The organism is Agrococcus carbonis (genome assembly GCF_900104705.1).
Lineage (GTDB): Bacteria > Actinomycetota > Actinomycetes > Actinomycetales > Microbacteriaceae > Agrococcus > Agrococcus carbonis.
In genome coordinates this window covers 674,488-689,537 of record NZ_LT629734.1, presented here as the reverse complement: position 1 = coordinate 689,537, position 15,050 = coordinate 674,488, and the positions used below count along the sequence as shown (strand labels likewise).

Below are 15,050 nucleotides of genomic sequence, written 5' to 3'. Positions count from 1 at the left end.
TGCGCTAATGTGAACGCCGTTCACAGCGCGCGACCCCAGGAGCGGCCATGGCAGTGCAGATGATCTTCCCGAACTACGCGGTCGCCGACATCGGTCGCGCGACCGCGTTCTACGAGGCGCTGGGCTTCGCCAGGAACCCGCAGTTCAGCGACGACGCCACCAGCTGCATGGTCGTGAGCGACCAGGTGGCGATCATGCTGCTCGAGCACGCGAAGTTCGACGGGTTCCTCACCGGCGACCAGCGGCGCGCGCCTCGCGGCATGCTCGAGAACGCCCTCGCCATGCTGCTGGGAAGCCGCGACGAGGTGGATGCGTTGGGTGCGGCGGGGACCGCGGGAGGCGGTACCCTCTCGAAGCCGATCCGGGACGACGAGTGGGGCATGTACGGCGGCCAGCTCACCGACCCTGACGGCCACATCATCGACTTCTTCTTCATGGAGGCGCCGCAGGGCTGATCCGGCCCGCGGCTCCACTCACCTCACGCAGCGACGCGATCCCGCGGGACCACTCCCGCAGGATCGTCGCGCCCTTCCCGGAAGCGACATGCACACCACGACCCAGCCCGCACGGGCGACCCGCGACGCGACCCGCGAGCGCCTGCCCGCGGGCGGCGCCCTCATCATCGCCACCCTGCTCGTCTCGGCGTTCGTCGTCATCCTCAACGAGACGGCGATGAACGTGGCGATCTCCACCCTCATCGAGGATCCGGCGCTCGGCATCGACGAGCGCGCCGCGCAGTGGCTCACCACCGCCTTCATGCTGACGATGGCGGTCGTCATCCCCACCACTGGCTGGCTGATGGCGCGGTTCAGCAAGCGCTCGCTCTACGTCACCGCGATGGCGCTCTTCGTCGCGGGCTCGGTCATCGCCGGCTTCGCACCGTCGTTCCCGCTGCTGCTGCTCGGCCGCATCGTGCAGGCCTCCGGCACCGCCGTGGTGTTCCCGCTGCTCATGACCACCGTGATGCAGCTCGTGCCGCCCACGCGGCGAGGCGCCTTCATGGGCACCATCTCGATGGTGATGTCGGCGGCGCCCGCGCTCGGGCCGACCGTGTCGGGCGCGATCCTGCAGTTCGCCTCCTGGCGCTGGATCTTCCTGGGCGTCGCGCCGCTCGCGCTCGCGATGCTGCTGACCGGTGCGCGCACGCTCGGTGGCCGCCCGCAGGAGCACCGCCCACGCCTCGACGGTCTCTCCATCCCGCTCGCCGCGCTCGGCTTCGGCGGCCTCGTCTACGGCCTCTCGCTCATCGGCGTCGAGGAGCTGCCGGCCTGGCAGCTGCCGACGGCGCTCGGAGTCGGCGTGGTCTCCCTGCTCGGCTTCGTGCTCCGGCAGCTGCGCCTGCAGCGCACCGACGACGCGCTGCTCGACCTGCGCACCTTCCGGCACCCGCTGTTCACCGCATCCGTCGTCGTCATGACCATCGCGATGGCCGCGATGTTCGGCAGCCTCATCATGCTGCCGCTCATCCTGCAGGACTCCATGGGGCTCGAGCCCCTGCACGTCGGCCTCATCACGATGCCCGGGGCGCTGCTGTCGGGCCTGCTGGGCCCCGTGGTCGGCAACCTCTACGACCGCTGGGGTCCCCGGCCGCTCGTCATCCCCGGCGCGCTCGTCGTGCTGGCGGCGCTCGTGCTCTACACAACGCTGCAGCCGACGACGCCGTGGTGGGCGGTGCTCATCATGCAGATGGTGCTGATGCTGGGCTTCGCGTTCACGTTCCCGCCGCTGTTCACCGTGTCGCTCGCGGCGCTGCCGGGCCACCTGTACGGGTACGGGTCGGCGATGGTCGGCACCGTGCAGCAGGTCGCGGGCGGCGCCGGCACCGCGGCGTTCGTGACGATCATGGCCACCCGGCAGGGGCAGCTGCTCGAGCAGGGGCTGTCGCACGGCGACGCCCTGCTCGAGGGCGCGCGCGTCGCCTTCATGGGCGCCGCCGCGCTGTGGCTGCTCGGGGTGGTCGCCACCTTCTGGCTGCGGAAGCCCGCCGACGCGGTGGCCGACGAGCCCGAGCACGAGGTCACGGCGTCGGCGTCGCCCGCCCCATGACCTGCACCGCGGCCGCGGCGTGCTCGTTCGTGACCTGCACGCCGTAGCGCGCGGCCTGGATGGTGCGCACGCTCGTGAAGTCGCGCTTGCCGCCGGTCATGGCGTGCTGCACGACGCCGGCGATGATGCCGAACGCCGCGCCCATGAGCACGGCCCAGAGCATCCACGACCACGAGTCGGCGAGGATCAAGCCGAACAGCAGGCCGACGAAGAGGCCGAACCACGCGCCGCCGAGCGCCCCGCTGATCGCTGCGCGGCCGTAGGTCATGCGGCCGAGCACCTGCTCGACGGAGCTGAGGCCGGTGCCGACGATGCGCACGTGCTCGACCGGGAACCGCGCGTCGCTCAAGCGGTCGACGAGGGCCTGCGCCTCCTCGTAGGTGTCGAACTCGGCGATCGTCGTCGACGGGGGCGTGGGCTGGGTGCGGCCCTGCAGCGGATTCTGCACGTCGGACATGGTGGCTCCTCTCGCTTCCGGCGGAGGCGCTGGGAGGCCCCCGCAACCCATCCAGGCTTCCACCCCGGCCTGGGACTGCGCCGAACCCGGCGCCACGGCGGGCGCCGCCGTCGCGGGGCGGGTAGGTTCGAGGCGTGGAGGAGATCCTGCGCTTCGTCAGCGGCTACTGGTGGTTGATCTTCATCGTCGGCCCGGTCGTGGGCGGATGGATCGGCGGCGTCGCGAAGTACAACGAGCGCCGGCGCCGCGACCGCATCGAGCTCGAGCGCATCCGCCGCGCCCCCGTGCAGCCGCTCGCGGCGGCGCCCCTCCCGACGCCCGCCGACGACGCGGCCGACCTCGCGGCGCAGCGCGCCGACCGCGACCGGCAGATCGAGCGGATCCTCGCCGACCACGAGGAGGTCGACCGCCGCTGGCTCGACTTCGAGCTCGACGTGGCGAAGCTGATCGACTACCCGCTCGTGACCGACATGCGCGAACCGCTCACGCAGACCTTCCACCGCGCGAAGCGGGTCGCGGAGGGGCTGCGGCCCGCCGCGGCGGCCGAGCTGCGGCCAGCGGGCGCGCTCGAGCGCTACCGCGAGGCGGTGCGCGACTACGAGGTCGCCTTCGAGGCCGCCGTGCGGGAGGCGAAGCGGCGCGCCCAGACGCAGTTCACCGAGGCCGAGCGCAGCCGGCTGCAGACCGCCCAGCGGCTCATGGCGGTGGCCGAGAACGAGGCGTCCACGCCCGCCGAGCGGCAGAGCGCCTATCGCCAGGCGCGGCGCGAGCTCGACGGCCTCATCGCGCTGCCGGAGACGACGACCCGCGATCTCGAGCACCGCATCGCGGGGGAGTTGAGCCCGTAGGGGGCAATGCCGCGCAGCGGCGTTGCCCCCGGAGGGCTCAAGGTCCAGGAGCGCGCGGCCGCAGGCCGCTCGCGTCGCGAGACCCGTTCGTCCTGACCTCCGTCACCGCCGATCCTCCGGCGCCGCCGCGTGCAGCGACGCTCCGCTCGGGGCCGGTTCGAACGCCGCGATCGCGGCCACCGCATCCGCGACCTCGTCGACGAGCGCGATGCCGGCCTCGCCGGGCCGGCCGCGCATGACGGCCTGCAGGAGCGGCCACGCGGGCAGCGTCTCGCTCCAGTAGCGCTCGCCGAGCAGCACGAGCGGCGCCCACGCGCCCTCCTCGGCGTAGGAGTTCTCGCACGCGTCCTGGAAGATCTCCTGCACGGTGCCCCCGCCGCCCGGCAGCACGACGATGCCCGCGCTGGCGACGCGCAGCAGGATGTCCTCGCGCACCGAGTTCTGGAAGTACTTCGCGATCGCGGTCGCGAACGAGTTGGGCGGCTCGTGGCCGTAGTGCCACGTGGGGATGCCGAGCGAGACGCCCTCGCCGACGCGGGCGGCGACGGTGCGCGCCGAGGCGATCCAGGCGGGGATCGAGCCGTGGAACGACGGCACCGCGGCGAGCTCGTCGAGCACGTCGTCGAGCTCCTCCGGCGTGAGCGCGACCGCGCGGGCGCCGAGGTTGCCCGCCTCCATCGCCCCCGGCCCGCCGCCGGTCGCGACGACGCGGCCCGCGCGGGCGAGGCCGTGCGCGAGGTGCGCCGTGCGCCGGTACTCCGCCGAGTCGCGCCGCAGCGCGTGGCCGCCCATGATGCCGACGATGCGCTTGCCCTGCACCCACTCGGCGAGCGCGTCGTCGATCGAGTGGTCGTGGAGTGCTGCCGCGAGCGTGTCGGCGATGTCGTGGTGCCGCGTGCGCGACCACGCGTAGACGCGTGCGTCGAACGTCGCGCCGTAGCCGTGCTCGAGGCCGTCGACGAGCTCGTCGGGCGTGTAGAGGGTCGAGCGATAGGCGTTGAACGGCACGTGCGGCACGTCGTCGAACACGAGCGCCCCCTGCCCGATCAGGCGCTCCTTGGCGCCCTCGGGCAGGTCGGCGCCGAGCAGCAGCGACCCGTCGCCGTCGAGCCGCGCGAGCGCGTCGGCGCGGCCCGAGAGGTCGACGTCCTGGATGCGCCAGCCGTGCATGCTCGTCGCGTGCCGCGCGAAGTGGTCGAACGCCGCGAGCGACGAGATGTCGAGGCGGCGCCCGTGCTGCGGTCGCTGGTCGAAGTCGCGCATGCGCGAGAGCCTACTCAGCGCTCCCGGCGCCTCCCTGCGGGCTCGTGGCGCCGGAGGCGGAGACGCGGATGCGGCTGCCGCCGCCGGGCACGGGCGTCACCCGGATGCGCGAGGGGATGCGCTCCTGCATCTGCTGCACGTGGCTGATCACGCCGACGCTGCGGCCGCCGGCGCGCAGGTCGTCGAGCGTCGCGAGGGCGGCCTCGAGCGTGTCCTGGTCGAGCGAGCCGAAGCCCTCGTCGACGAAGAGGGTCTCGAGCGAGACGCCGCCCGACTCGGCCTGTACGACGTCGGCGAGGCCGAGCGCGAGCGCGAGCGAGGCGAGGAACGTCTCGCCGCCCGAGAGCGAGCTCGCGGTGCGCGGCACGCCGGTGTGGGCGTCGAGCACCTGGATGCCGAGGCCGCTCGCCCGCTTGCGGTAGGCCGTCGTCTCGTCGTGCTGGAGCGCGAAGCGACCCTCGGTCATCGCGGCGAGCCGGAGGTTCGCGGCGTCGATGATCGCGCCGAGGCGGGTCGCGAGCACGTAGGTCTCGATGTCCTGCCGCAGCTCGTTCTCCCCGTTGAGCGCGGCGGCGAGCGCGCGCATGGTCGCGGCGGCCTCGGCCCCGTCGGCGAGCGCGCGGATGGCGTCGGTCGCGGCCGCGAGGTCGCTCGCGGCGTGGTCGCGGGTCGTCGCCGCAGCGGTCGCCGAGCGGGCGGCGGCGGTTGCGGCGGCTTCGGCGTCGGCGTGCGCGGCCTCGAGCGGGGCGAGCTCGGGGGCTTCGGGGAGGTCGGTGAGCTCGGGCTGCGCGAGCACGCCGCGAGCGCTCGCGAGGGCGTCGTCGTGCGCGCGGATGCGCTCGCGCAGCGCGGTGCGCTCGGTGCTCGGCAGCGCCATCGCCGCGGCGGCGCCGCGGTCGGGCAGCCCGTGCTCCTCGAGCGCCTTGCCGCCCTGGGCAGCCGCGAGGGCCTGCTCCCGGGCCGCGCGCTCGCGCTCGGCCGCCGCGTCGATCCAGCCGCGCAGGGCTCGGACGCGTGCGGTGGCGGCGGCCTGCAGCGACCGCGCCGACGCATGCCCCTCGAGCGCCTCCGCGAGCCGCGCCCGCGCGTCGGAGAGCCGCGCGTCCGCGCCGGCCGCCGCCGCTCGGGCGGCGCCCGCGGCCGACTCGAGTTGCGCGATCCGCGCGTCGCGCTCGGCGGCCTCGCGATCGTGGCGCTCGAGCTCCTCGGTGCGGCGCTCGCGCTCGGCGACGGCGTGCGTGCACGCGTCGAGCCGTGCGCGCGCCTCGTCGAGCAGCGCGGCGAGCGCCTCGCGGTCGCCCTCGCCGGCTCGCGCCTCGGCGGCGGCGTGCCGGCGCTCGAGGCCGGCGAGCGCGTCGTTCGCCTCGCGCGCCGCGACGGCGGCCGACTCCGCGTCCGCGAGGGCGGCGGCGACGTCGTCGGCCGAGACGGGGTCGTCGCCGGGCGCGTGCGGCGCCGGATGCTCGAGCGACCCGCACACCGGGCACGCCTCGCCCGTCACGAGCGCGGCGGCGAGCTCGCCTGCCATGCCGGCGATGCGCGCCGCCTGCAGCCGCGCGGCCGCTGCGCCCGCCTCGGCCTGCGCGGCGGCGGTGCGCGCCGCGGTCGCCTGTGCGGCGGCGAGCTGCGGCTCGAGCGCGTCGGCCTCGTCGCGCGCCCCGAGCCGGTCGCGGGCGGCCTGCAGCGCGGTCTCCGCGTCGGCGTGCCCCGCCGCGAGCGTCGCCGCCGACTCGCGCGCGGCGACGATCGCGTCGCGCGCGGCGGGCGCGGCGGCGCGCTCCCGCTGCGCGCCGTCCACGGCCTCGTCGGCGCGCTCGGCGTCCTGCAGCGCGCGCCGGGCGGCACGCTCGAGCGACGGCAGCTGCGCCTCGAGCTCGGCCGCGATGTCGGCGCGCGCTACCGCGGCCTGCGCGAGCTCGTGCTCGCGCTCGACCGCCTCGCGCTCGGCGTCGACGCCGTCCGGCAGCAGCGCCGCGGCATCCGTGAGCGCTGCCGCGGCGCGGTCGGCGGCCGTGTCGGCCCGCTCCCAGCGCTCGAGCGGGCCCGCGGCCTCGGCGGCGCGATCGGCGTCGGCGAGGGTGCGGCGATCGGCGTCGACGGCGTCGCGCTGCCGCTCGAGCTCGGTGAGCCGCGCGCTCGCGGCGGTGCGACGCGCCCAGCGCTCGTGGAGCGCCGTCGCCGCGTCGAGCGCCGCTCGGGACGCCCGGCTCGCCTCGAGCGCGACCGCGGCTGCGCGGTCGGCGCGCTCGACCCGTGCCTCGAGCTCGGCGGCGGCGTCGGCCAGGACGCGCGCGTCGATGCGCGCCCCGTCGGCATCCGCCGCGTCGGCATCCGGACCCTCGGCCCCCGCCCCGTCGGCATCGGATCCGTCGGCATCGCGGAGCGCGGCGAGCGCCGCGAGCGCGCGAGCGCCGCGGTCGTCGCGGCGCCGCTCGAGCTCCTCGCGCGCGGAGCCGGCGGCGCGGGCGTCCTCGAGCAGCAGCTCGCGGAGCCGCCGCATGCTGCCGGTGCCGAACAGCCGCTGCAGCAGCTGCTTGCGCTCGTCGCTCGACGCGCGCAGGAACTCGGCGAAGCCGCCCTGCGCGAGCAGGATGACCTGCAGGAACTCGACCTTCGTGAGGCCGAGGATCTCGCCGATCTCGGTGCCCACCTCGCCCGCGCTCACCGAGAGCGGCTCCCAGCGGTCGTCGACGCGCTCGAGCAGCGTCGCCGAGGCCTTCTCCTTCGTCGTGCCGGTGCCGCGCTGCTTCGGCCGCTCGTACTCGGGGGAGCGGCGGACGCGCAGCCGTCGCGCCCCGACCTCGAAGTCGAGCTCGACCCACGTCGGGTGCTCCGGCCCGGCGAGGTCGCTCCGCAGGTGCGCCCTGCCGCCCTCGTACCGCGGAGCGCTGCCGTAGAGCGCGAACACGATCGCGTCGAGGATCGTCGACTTGCCGGCGCCCGTCGGTCCGGCGATGAGGTAGACGCCGTCGGCCGCGAACGACGCGAAGTCGATCTCGAAGCGGTCGCGGAAGGGCCCGAAGGCCGCGAGCTCGAGCCGCAGAAGCCTCATCGGCCGGCCCCGCGATCCGCCGACGCGCGAGCGCGTCGCAGCGCGATCGCGCTCACCGCGCGGTCTCCTCTGCCGCGACCCGCGCGAGCGCGTCGCGGACGAGCTCCGCCTCCGCCTCGCTCGCCCCGACGCCGGCGCGCACGTGCGCGAGGAAGCCGTCGACGACCTCGGCCTCGCTGCGCTGCGCGAGGCGCTCGCGCAGCGCGATCTGCGGTGCCGCGCCGCTCGCGATCCACGTGACCTCGGCGCAGTGGGGCCAGCGCTGCTGCAGGCGGCGCATCGCGTCGATCGGCCGCAGCCGGTCGGTGAGGCGCGCGCGCACCCAGTGATCCTCGGTGCCGTCGTGCGCCGGATCCGCGAGCAGCGCCTCGAGCTCGCCCTCGACGGTCGTGAGCGCGCGCGGCACGGGCAGCGGCGCCCACGCCGTCGACGCGAGCCCCTCGGGGCCGAGCTCGACCACCCATCCGCCGCGCTCGGGGGAGCGCTCGCGGAAGGAGTAGTGCAGCGGTGCGCCCGAGTAGCGCACGCCCTCGCGCAGCTGCTGGCGCGAGTGGAGGTGGCCGAGCGCGACGTAGTCGACGCCGTCGAGCACCGGCACGGGCACGACGTCGAGCCCGCCGGCGGTGATGTCGCGCGGCGCGTCGTCGAGGTCGCTCGCCTCGCGCCCGGCGACGTCCGCCGCGAAGCAGTGCGCGAGCACGACCGAGCGCGCGGGGGCGGCCGCGAGCGACGCGCGGACCGCACCCATCGCCCAGCGCATCGCGTCGGCCTGCGACGCGATGCCCGCCTCGGGCATCGCCGCCCGCAGCGCGACCGGCTCGAGGTAGGGGATCGCGAACACGTGCACCGGGCCGTGCTCGTCGGCGAGCTCGATGAGCCACGAGTCGGGGTCGAGGGCGTCGGTGCTCAGGTGCAGCCCGCCGGCGCGCGCGAAGCCCGCGTTCGCGCCGAGCCGGGGCGCCGAGTCGTGGTTGCCGCTCGCGAGCACGATCTGCGCGCCCGCGTCGCGGATCGCGGCGAGCGCCCCCGTGAGCGCGCGCACGTGGCGGCCGGCCGGCATCGCCGAGTCGTAGACGTCGCCGGCGACGAGCACGACGTCGATCCGCTGATCGCGAACGATGCGGGGGATCGCACCGAGCACGCCGACGAGCGCATCCACCGTGTCGGCCCCGTGGAACGTGCGGCCGACGTGCCAGTCGGAGGTGTGCAGGAGCCGCATGCCACCACGGTAGACGCGACGTCCGACGCGCAGCGCGAGCGGCGCGCGCCGATAGGGTGGAGGGAGCCCCTGCCCGTCGCCCTGAGAGGGACTGCCCCGCGTGATGCTGACCGTGACGATCCTCGCCGTCCTCGGCGTCGTCGCGAGCGCGCTCAGCGGCCGCATGGGCCGGTTCGTCTTCCTGCTGCCCGCCGCCGCGAGCCTCGCGGCCGCCGTCTGGTTCGGCCTCCAGGGGCCCGCGATGGCCGCCGGTCAGGTGCTGCAGGAGCGCGTCGAGTGGATGCCTGCGCTCGGCGTCGCGATCGACCTCCGGCTCGGCGCCCTCCAGTGGCTGCTCGCGATGGTCGTGCTCGGCGTCGGCGGGCTCATCTTCGTCTACTGCGCGTGGTACTTCGACTCGAAGACGCTCGCGTCGCGCACCGTCGGCCTCCTCACCGGCTTCGCCGCGTCGATGCTGCTGCTCGTGCTCTCGGACGACCTGATCGTCCTCGTCGTGGGCTGGGAGCTCACGACGGTCTTCAGCTACCTGCTCGTGGGCCTCAACCACCGGTCGGCGAGCAACCGTCGCGCGGCGCAGACGGCGCTCATCGTGACGACCATCGGCGGCCTGACGATGCTCGTCGGCATCCTCATGCTCGAGGCCGAGACGAGCACGTTCTCGCTCTCGGCGACCATCGCCGACCCGCCGCGAACGGCCGCGGCGGCGTGGGCTGCCGCGCTCATGGTCGTCGGCGCGCTCTCGAAGTCGGCGATCGTGCCGTTCCAGTACTGGCTGCCCGGCGCGATGGCCGCGCCCACGCCCGTCTCGGCGTTCCTGCACGCGGCGGCGATGGTCAAGGCGGGCATCTTCCTCATCGCGGCGATGACGCCCGCGTTCGTCGAGCTGCCCTGGTGGCGCTGGGGCCTCGTGACGCTCGGCATCGCGACGATGCTGCTCGGCGCGGTGCGCGCCATGCGCCAGCTCGACATCAAGGTGCTGCTCGCGCACGGCACGGTGAGCCAGCTCGGCCTGCTCGTGACGGTGCTCGGCATCGGCACGCAGGCGGCGATGCAGGCCGGCCTCACGCTCCTCGCCGCGCACGCGGTGTTCAAGGCGGCGCTGTTCATGGTCGTCGGCATCGTCGACCGCACGACCGGCACGCGCGACCTGCGCGAGCTCGGCGGCCTGGCACGGCGGATGCCCGTGGTGGCGGGCGCCGCGATCCTGTCGGCCGCGTCGATGGCCGGCATCCCGCCCGCGCTCGGCTACCTCGGCAAGGAGGCAGCGCTCGACGCCGCGCTCGGTGACGCGACGGGCGATCTCACCGCGATCGGCTGGGTCGCGTTCCTCGGCATCGCCGTCGGCGCCGCGCTCACGGTGGCGTACTCGCTGCGGCTCGTGCTCGGCGTCTTCTTCGGGCGCCTCGTCACCGAGCCCAAGCGGCCATCGGGCTGGCTCGTGGTCGCCCCGGTGCTGCTGACGCTCCTCGGCCTTGTCGGGGGCTTCGCGGGGGAGACCATCACCGCACTCCTCGCGCCCCACGCCTCGACGGTGCCGGCGGGCGAGGAGGCGCCGCACCTCGCCCTGTGGCACGGCTTCACGCCTGCGCTCGTCGCCTCGATCCTCGCGTGGATCGTCGGAGCGCTCGTGCACCGCGCGGTCGGCGGCCGCCGCCGCGCCCCGCATGGGCAGGATCCGCTCGAGCGCGGCTACCACGCGGGCATGCGCGCCCTCGACCGCCTCGCCGTCGAGGTCACGGGCCGCACGCAGACCGGTTCGCTGCCGATGCACCTCACGACGATCCTCCTCGTCGTCGTCGCCTTCCCCGGCATCGCGCTGCTCGCATCCGGCGCCCTCACGGGCGACGTGCGGCTGTTCGACTCGGCCGGCCAGGTCGCGACGGCCGTCATCGTGAGCATCGCGGCGGTCATCACGACGACGACGCGCGGGCGCCTCAAGGCGTTCATGCTCCTGTCGGTCACCGGATACGGCGTCGCGCTGCTGTTCCTCCTGCACGGCGCCCCCGACCTCGCGCTCACCCAGGCGCTCGTCGAGACGGTCTTCCTCATCGTGCTCGTGCTCGTGCTGCGCCGGCTCCCGAAGTACTTCACCGACCGGCCGCTGCGGGCCGCGCGCTACCTGCGCGCGATGCTCGGCATCGCGGTGGGCACGTTCGCCGCGATCGCCGCGCTCGCGGCCGTGCAGGCCCGCACGGGCGAGCCCATCTCGGTGGGCTTCTACCAGCAGGCGTACGAGTTCGGGCACGGCCTCAACATCGTCAACGTCACGCTCGTCGACATCCGCGCGTGGGACACCCTCGGCGAGGTCTCGGTCGTGCTCGCCGCGGCGACGGGCGTCGCGAGCCTCATCTTCGTGCGCCGCCCGGTCGCGAGCGTGGCCCTGCTGCGGCAGCCCTCGAGCGGCGGCGGGCGGCGCCGGTGGCTGCGCGGCGCGTTCACCGACGAGCTCCACTCCTCCCCGGTGCTCGAGATGATCACGCGGCTGCTGTTCCCCGTGATGATGCTCGTGTCGATCTTCCTGCTCGCCGTCGGCCACAACGAGCCGGGCGGCGGCTTCGCCGGCGGCCTCGTCGCGGGCATCGCGCTCGCCGTCCGCTACCTCGCCGGCGGCCGCGAGGAGCTGCTCGAGGCCGTGCCGTTCGACGCCGGCAAGCTCCTCGGCGGCGGCATGGCGGTCGTCGTGCTGAGCGTCGTGTGGCCCGTGCTCATCGGCGGCCGCATCGGCGAGTCGTACGCGATCGAGGCGGTGCTGCCGCTGCTCGGCGAGCAGAAGCTCGTCACGACCCTCTTCTTCGACATCGGCGTGTGGCTCATCGTCGTCGGCGCGATGCTCGACTTCGTGCGCTCGCTCGGGGCGGGCGTCGACCTGCACGGCGAGCAGAACGTCGCGCCGCGCCCCCAGTGGCGCTCCGACCGGTCGCTGCCCGGCGAGGGGGTGCGCCGATGACCCCCACGCTCATCCTCGCGATCGCCGGCGGCGTGCTCCTCGCCGCGGGCGTCTACCTGCTGCTCGAGCGCAGCCTCATGCGCATCCTCGCGGGCGTGATGCTCGCGGGCAACGGCGTCAACCTGCTCTTCCTCGTCGCCTCCGGGCCCGCGGGCGCCGCCCCGCTCGTCGGCGAGGGGGCGGAGAGCATCGCCGATCCGCTGCCGCAGGCGATGGTGCTCACCGCCATCGTCATCTCGCTCGCGACCGGCGCGTTCCTGCTCGCGATGTCGTACCGCTCCTTCCAGCTCGAGGGCCACGACGAGGTCGCCGACGACGTCGAGGACGCGATCGTGCGCCGCCGCGCCGAAGCCGATCTCTCGAGCGAGGCGTACATCGACACCTCCGGCCCCGACGACTCCTCGTCCGACGACTCCGAGTCCGGCGGCCGCTCCGACGGGACGGGGGTGCGCTGATGGACCTCGCGAACCTCGTACCGGTGCCCGTGCTGCTGCCGCTGCTCGCGGCGGGCGTCACGCTCATCCTCGCCCGCCACCCCGCGTGGCAGCGGGTGGTCTCCGCCACGACCCTCGCGCTCGTCGCGGTGCTCGCCCTCGTGCTGTGCCTCGCGGCGGATGCGCAGGGTCCGGTCGTGCTGTGGGTCGGGGCGTGGCCCGACGGGCTCGGCATCGTGCTCGTCGCCGACCGCCTCTCGTCGCTCCTCGTGCTCGTGTCGAGCATCGTCACCGCGATCGTCGTGATCTTCCCCTCGCGGCGCGACATCGCCGACAGCGCCGCGGGTGCCCCGGTGTCGGTGTTCCACCCGACGTTCCTCGTGCTCACGGCGGGCGTCGCGAACGCGTTCCTCGCGGGCGACCTCTTCAACCTCTTCGTGGGGTTCGAGATCCTGCTGTTCGCCTCGTACGTGCTCATCATGCTCGGCGCGACCCGCGAGCGAGTGCGAGCCGGCTCGACGTACGTCGTCGTGAGCGTCATCTCGTCGACGCTCTTCCTGCTGGCGATCTCGGTCGTCTACGGCGCGACGGGCACCGTGAGCTTCGCGCAGCTGCCCGAGCGGCTCGCCGCGCTCGACCCCGGCATGCAGCTCACCATCCAGCTGCTCCTGCTCGTGGTGTTCGGCATCAAGGCTGCGATCTTCCCCCTCCAGGCATGGCTGCCGGACTCCTACCCGACGGCGCCCGCGAGCGTCACCGCGGTCTTCGCGGGCCTGCTCACCAAGGTCGGCGTCTTCGCGATCGTCCGCCTCCAGACGCTCCTGTTCCCCGACAGCCCGCTCACCGAGCTGCTGCTGGTCGTGGCGATCCTCACGATGCTCGTGGGCATCCTCGGCGCGCTCGCGCAGGGCGAGATCAAGCGTCTGCTCTCGTTCACGCTCGTGAGCCACATCGGCTACATGCTGCTCGGCATCGCGCTCGGCACCGAGATCGGCCTCGGCGCAGCGATCTTCTACATCGTCCACCACATCCTCGTGCAGACGGCGCTCTTCATCGTCGTCGGGCTCATCGAGCGCGTAGGCGGCTCGACGAGCCTCGCGCGCCTCGGGGGTCTCGCCTCGGTGCCGCTGCTCGCGGCGCTCTACCTCATCCCCGCCCTCAACCTCGGCGGCATCCCGCCGCTGTCGGGCTTCCTCGGCAAGGTCGCGCTCATGGACGCCGCGCTCGCGACCGACAGCCCGCTCGCGCTCGCCGCGGTCGTCGCGGGCGTCGCGACGAGCCTCCTGACGCTCATCGCCGTCATCCGCGTGTGGCAGCGCGCGTTCTGGCAGGACCGCGGCGAGGACGACGACCGCGTCCACTCGCTGCGCGTGCTGCCGCGCATCTGGGTCGTGGCGGCCTCCGGCCTCGTGGCGATCACCGTCGCGCTGACCGTCATCGCCGGCCCGCTCACCGACTTCGCCTACCGGGCGGCCGTGGACATCCGCGGCGGTGCCTACCAGTCCGCGGTCGAGGAGGCCATGCCATGAGGCGGCCCGCGCTGCGCTACCGCGTCTCCGTCGCGGCGACGATCGGCCTCGCGATCGTCTGGATGCTGCTGTGGGGCGAGCTCACCCTCGGCGCCGCGGTGTGGGGCCTGCTCATGGCGCTCCTCATCCAGGTGCTCTTCCCGCTGCCGGACGTGCCCGAGCTCGAGTCGTTCCGGCCGCTCGGCTTCCTGCGGCTCGTCCTCGTGACCCTCTCGGGCCTCGCCGTCTCGAGCTTCCAGGTCGCCGCGAAGGTGCTCGCGTTCTGGCGACCGACGCAGAACGCCATCATCCACGTCGACCTCCGCAGCCGCTCGGCGTTCATCACCGCGATCACCGCCGAGCTGACGACGCTCGTTCCCGGCTCGGTCGCGATCGACGCGGGCGAGGGCTGGCTGCTCGTGCACGTGTTCGACGCCTCGACGCCGCTCGCGGTCGAGCGCGCGAGGGCGAAGGTCCTCAGCACCGAGGCGACGGCGCTGCGCGCCTTCGGCACCCGCGAGGACCGCGCGCTCCTGGAGGTGGACTGATGGATGTCGTGCTCATCATCGCCGGCACGATGCTGTTCGTCGCCGCGGCGCTGACCCTCGTGCGCATCGTCCGCGGCCCGGGGCCCGCGGACCGCGTCGTCGCGACCGACGTGCTCATCACGACCGTCGCGGGCTCGCTCGCCGTCGAGGCCGCGATCAACCACCACGGGAACACGCTCTCGGTCATCCTCGTGCTGTCGCTGCTCGCGTTCGCGGGCACCGTCTCGATGGCGCGGTTCGTCGCCGGCCGGCAGGGCGTCGTCGGACCCGATCCGGGGGAGTCGCGCGACCTGGCGGCCGAGGGCGACCGCCCCGACGAGGGGGAGGGGACCCGATGACGCTGGAGGGCATCCTCGACATCGTCGGCGCCGCGCTCATCCTGCTGGGCGCGACCTTCACGCTCACCGCCGCGATCGGGCTCGTGCGCCTGCCGGACGTGCTCAACCGCATGCACGCCGCATCCAAGCCGCAGAGCCTCGGCTTCCTGCTGCTGTGCGCGGGGCTCGCGATCGTGCTGCGGGAGCCCGGCGCGACGACCGTGCTCGCGCTCGCCGCCGGCATGCAGCTGGTCACCGCGCCCGTCGCGACCCAGATGATGGGCAAGGCCGCCTACCGCACCGGGCAGTTCCGCTCCGACATCGTCGTGGTCGACGACCGCACGCCCGAGGACCAGCCCGACGACGAGGATCTCGAAGGGGGCGGCGAGACCCGGTAGGATCGGGGCATCA

The 15,050-nt window shown here is 74.4% G+C and carries 13 protein-coding genes; 9 read left to right on the top strand and 4 right to left on the bottom strand.

What is annotated here, in order from left to right:
• The first annotated feature begins 47 nt into the window (after positions 1-47).
• Entirely contained in the window at positions 48-455 is a 408-nt protein-coding gene (locus BLT67_RS03320; protein WP_092665711.1) for a VOC family protein, read from the top strand.
• An 88-nt stretch (positions 456-543) separates the two neighbouring features.
• Complete coding sequence (locus tag BLT67_RS03315; RefSeq protein WP_092665710.1) at positions 544-2,046, top strand: MDR family MFS transporter; 1,503 nt, start codon at positions 544-546, stop codon at positions 2,044-2,046.
• Here the strand turns inward: BLT67_RS03315 and BLT67_RS03310 are convergent.
• Entirely contained in the window at positions 2,018-2,503 is a 486-nt protein-coding gene (locus tag BLT67_RS03310; RefSeq protein ID WP_092665709.1) for a general stress protein, read from the bottom strand. The genes BLT67_RS03315 and BLT67_RS03310 overlap by 29 nt on opposite strands.
• Positions 2,504-2,637: 134 nt before the next feature.
• On the opposite strand from BLT67_RS03310, the gene BLT67_RS03305 reads away from it, so the two are divergent.
• On the top strand, positions 2,638-3,351 hold the full coding sequence (locus BLT67_RS03305) for a hypothetical protein (protein WP_092665708.1): 714 nt from the start codon (positions 2,638-2,640) through the stop codon (positions 3,349-3,351).
• Positions 3,352-3,453: 102 nt separating this feature from the next.
• On the opposite strand, the gene BLT67_RS03300 is transcribed toward BLT67_RS03305, so the two are convergent.
• Genes BLT67_RS03300 through BLT67_RS03290 form a run of 3 tightly spaced genes read right to left on the bottom strand, consistent with a single transcriptional unit; the run spans position 3,454 to position 8,885 of the window.
• Positions 3,454-4,614: an LOG family protein gene (locus BLT67_RS03300; RefSeq protein ID WP_092665707.1), complete on the bottom strand. Its 1,161-nt coding sequence runs from the start codon at positions 4,612-4,614 to the stop codon at positions 3,454-3,456.
• 10 nt (positions 4,615-4,624) lie between these two features.
• The gene (locus BLT67_RS03295) at positions 4,625-7,666 is read right to left on the bottom strand and encodes an AAA family ATPase (protein ID WP_092665706.1); all 3,042 of its coding nucleotides are present in this window, start codon (positions 7,664-7,666) and stop codon (positions 4,625-4,627) included.
• 52 nt (positions 7,667-7,718) lie between these two features.
• Positions 7,719-8,885 (bottom strand): exonuclease SbcCD subunit D, encoded by a 1,167-nt coding sequence (locus BLT67_RS03290; protein ID WP_092665705.1) that lies wholly within the window; start codon positions 8,883-8,885, stop codon positions 7,719-7,721.
• Between the two features lie 103 nt (positions 8,886-8,988).
• On the opposite strand from BLT67_RS03290, the gene BLT67_RS03285 reads away from it, so the two are divergent.
• Genes BLT67_RS03285 through mnhG form a run of 6 tightly spaced genes read left to right on the top strand, consistent with a single transcriptional unit; the run spans position 8,989 to position 15,037 of the window.
• Positions 8,989-11,832, top strand: a complete 2,844-nt coding sequence (locus tag BLT67_RS03285) for a Na+/H+ antiporter subunit A (RefSeq protein ID WP_092667497.1) — start codon at positions 8,989-8,991, stop codon at positions 11,830-11,832.
• Positions 11,829-12,287 (top strand): Na(+)/H(+) antiporter subunit C, encoded by a 459-nt coding sequence (locus tag BLT67_RS03280; protein WP_092665704.1) that lies wholly within the window; start codon positions 11,829-11,831, stop codon positions 12,285-12,287. Before BLT67_RS03285 ends, BLT67_RS03280 begins: the two co-directional genes overlap by 4 nt.
• The gene (locus BLT67_RS03275; protein WP_092665703.1) at positions 12,287-13,795 is read left to right on the top strand and encodes a Na+/H+ antiporter subunit D; all 1,509 of its coding nucleotides are present in this window, start codon (positions 12,287-12,289) and stop codon (positions 13,793-13,795) included. Before BLT67_RS03280 ends, BLT67_RS03275 begins: the two co-directional genes overlap by 1 nt.
• A complete protein-coding gene (locus tag BLT67_RS03270; protein ID WP_092665702.1) occupies positions 13,792-14,322 on the top strand; it encodes a Na+/H+ antiporter subunit E in 531 nt (176 codons plus the stop codon). The genes BLT67_RS03275 and BLT67_RS03270 overlap by 4 nt, the downstream gene beginning before the upstream one ends.
• Positions 14,322-14,660: a monovalent cation/H+ antiporter complex subunit F gene (locus BLT67_RS03265; RefSeq protein WP_092665701.1), complete on the top strand. Its 339-nt coding sequence runs from the start codon at positions 14,322-14,324 to the stop codon at positions 14,658-14,660. The genes BLT67_RS03270 and BLT67_RS03265 overlap by 1 nt, the downstream gene beginning before the upstream one ends.
• A complete protein-coding gene (gene mnhG, locus BLT67_RS03260; protein WP_231945562.1) occupies positions 14,657-15,037 on the top strand; it encodes a monovalent cation/H(+) antiporter subunit G in 381 nt (126 codons plus the stop codon). Before BLT67_RS03265 ends, mnhG begins: the two co-directional genes overlap by 4 nt.
• The last annotated feature ends 13 nt before the right edge of the window (positions 15,038-15,050 follow it).

Coding starts and splice junctions, on each gene's coding strand:
- BLT67_RS03320 (WP_092665711.1), top strand. CDS start 48: ATGGCAGTGCAGATGATCTTCCCGAACTACGCGGTCGCCGACATCGGT.
- BLT67_RS03315 (WP_092665710.1), top strand. CDS start 544: ATGCACACCACGACCCAGCCCGCACGGGCGACCCGCGACGCGACCCGC.
- BLT67_RS03310 (WP_092665709.1), bottom strand. CDS start 2,503: ATGTCCGACGTGCAGAATCCGCTGCAGGGCCGCACCCAGCCCACGCCC.
- BLT67_RS03300 (WP_092665707.1), bottom strand. CDS start 4,614: ATGCGCGACTTCGACCAGCGACCGCAGCACGGGCGCCGCCTCGACATC.
- BLT67_RS03295 (WP_092665706.1), bottom strand. CDS start 7,666: ATGAGGCTTCTGCGGCTCGAGCTCGCGGCCTTCGGGCCCTTCCGCGAC.
- BLT67_RS03290 (WP_092665705.1), bottom strand. CDS start 8,885: ATGCGGCTCCTGCACACCTCCGACTGGCACGTCGGCCGCACGTTCCAC.
- BLT67_RS03285 (WP_092667497.1), top strand. CDS start 8,989: ATGCTGACCGTGACGATCCTCGCCGTCCTCGGCGTCGTCGCGAGCGCG.
- BLT67_RS03280 (WP_092665704.1), top strand. CDS start 11,829: ATGACCCCCACGCTCATCCTCGCGATCGCCGGCGGCGTGCTCCTCGCC.
- BLT67_RS03275 (WP_092665703.1), top strand. CDS start 12,287: ATGGACCTCGCGAACCTCGTACCGGTGCCCGTGCTGCTGCCGCTGCTC.
- BLT67_RS03270 (WP_092665702.1), top strand. CDS start 13,792: ATGAGGCGGCCCGCGCTGCGCTACCGCGTCTCCGTCGCGGCGACGATC.
- BLT67_RS03265 (WP_092665701.1), top strand. CDS start 14,322: ATGGATGTCGTGCTCATCATCGCCGGCACGATGCTGTTCGTCGCCGCG.
- mnhG (WP_231945562.1), top strand. CDS start 14,657: ATGACGCTGGAGGGCATCCTCGACATCGTCGGCGCCGCGCTCATCCTG.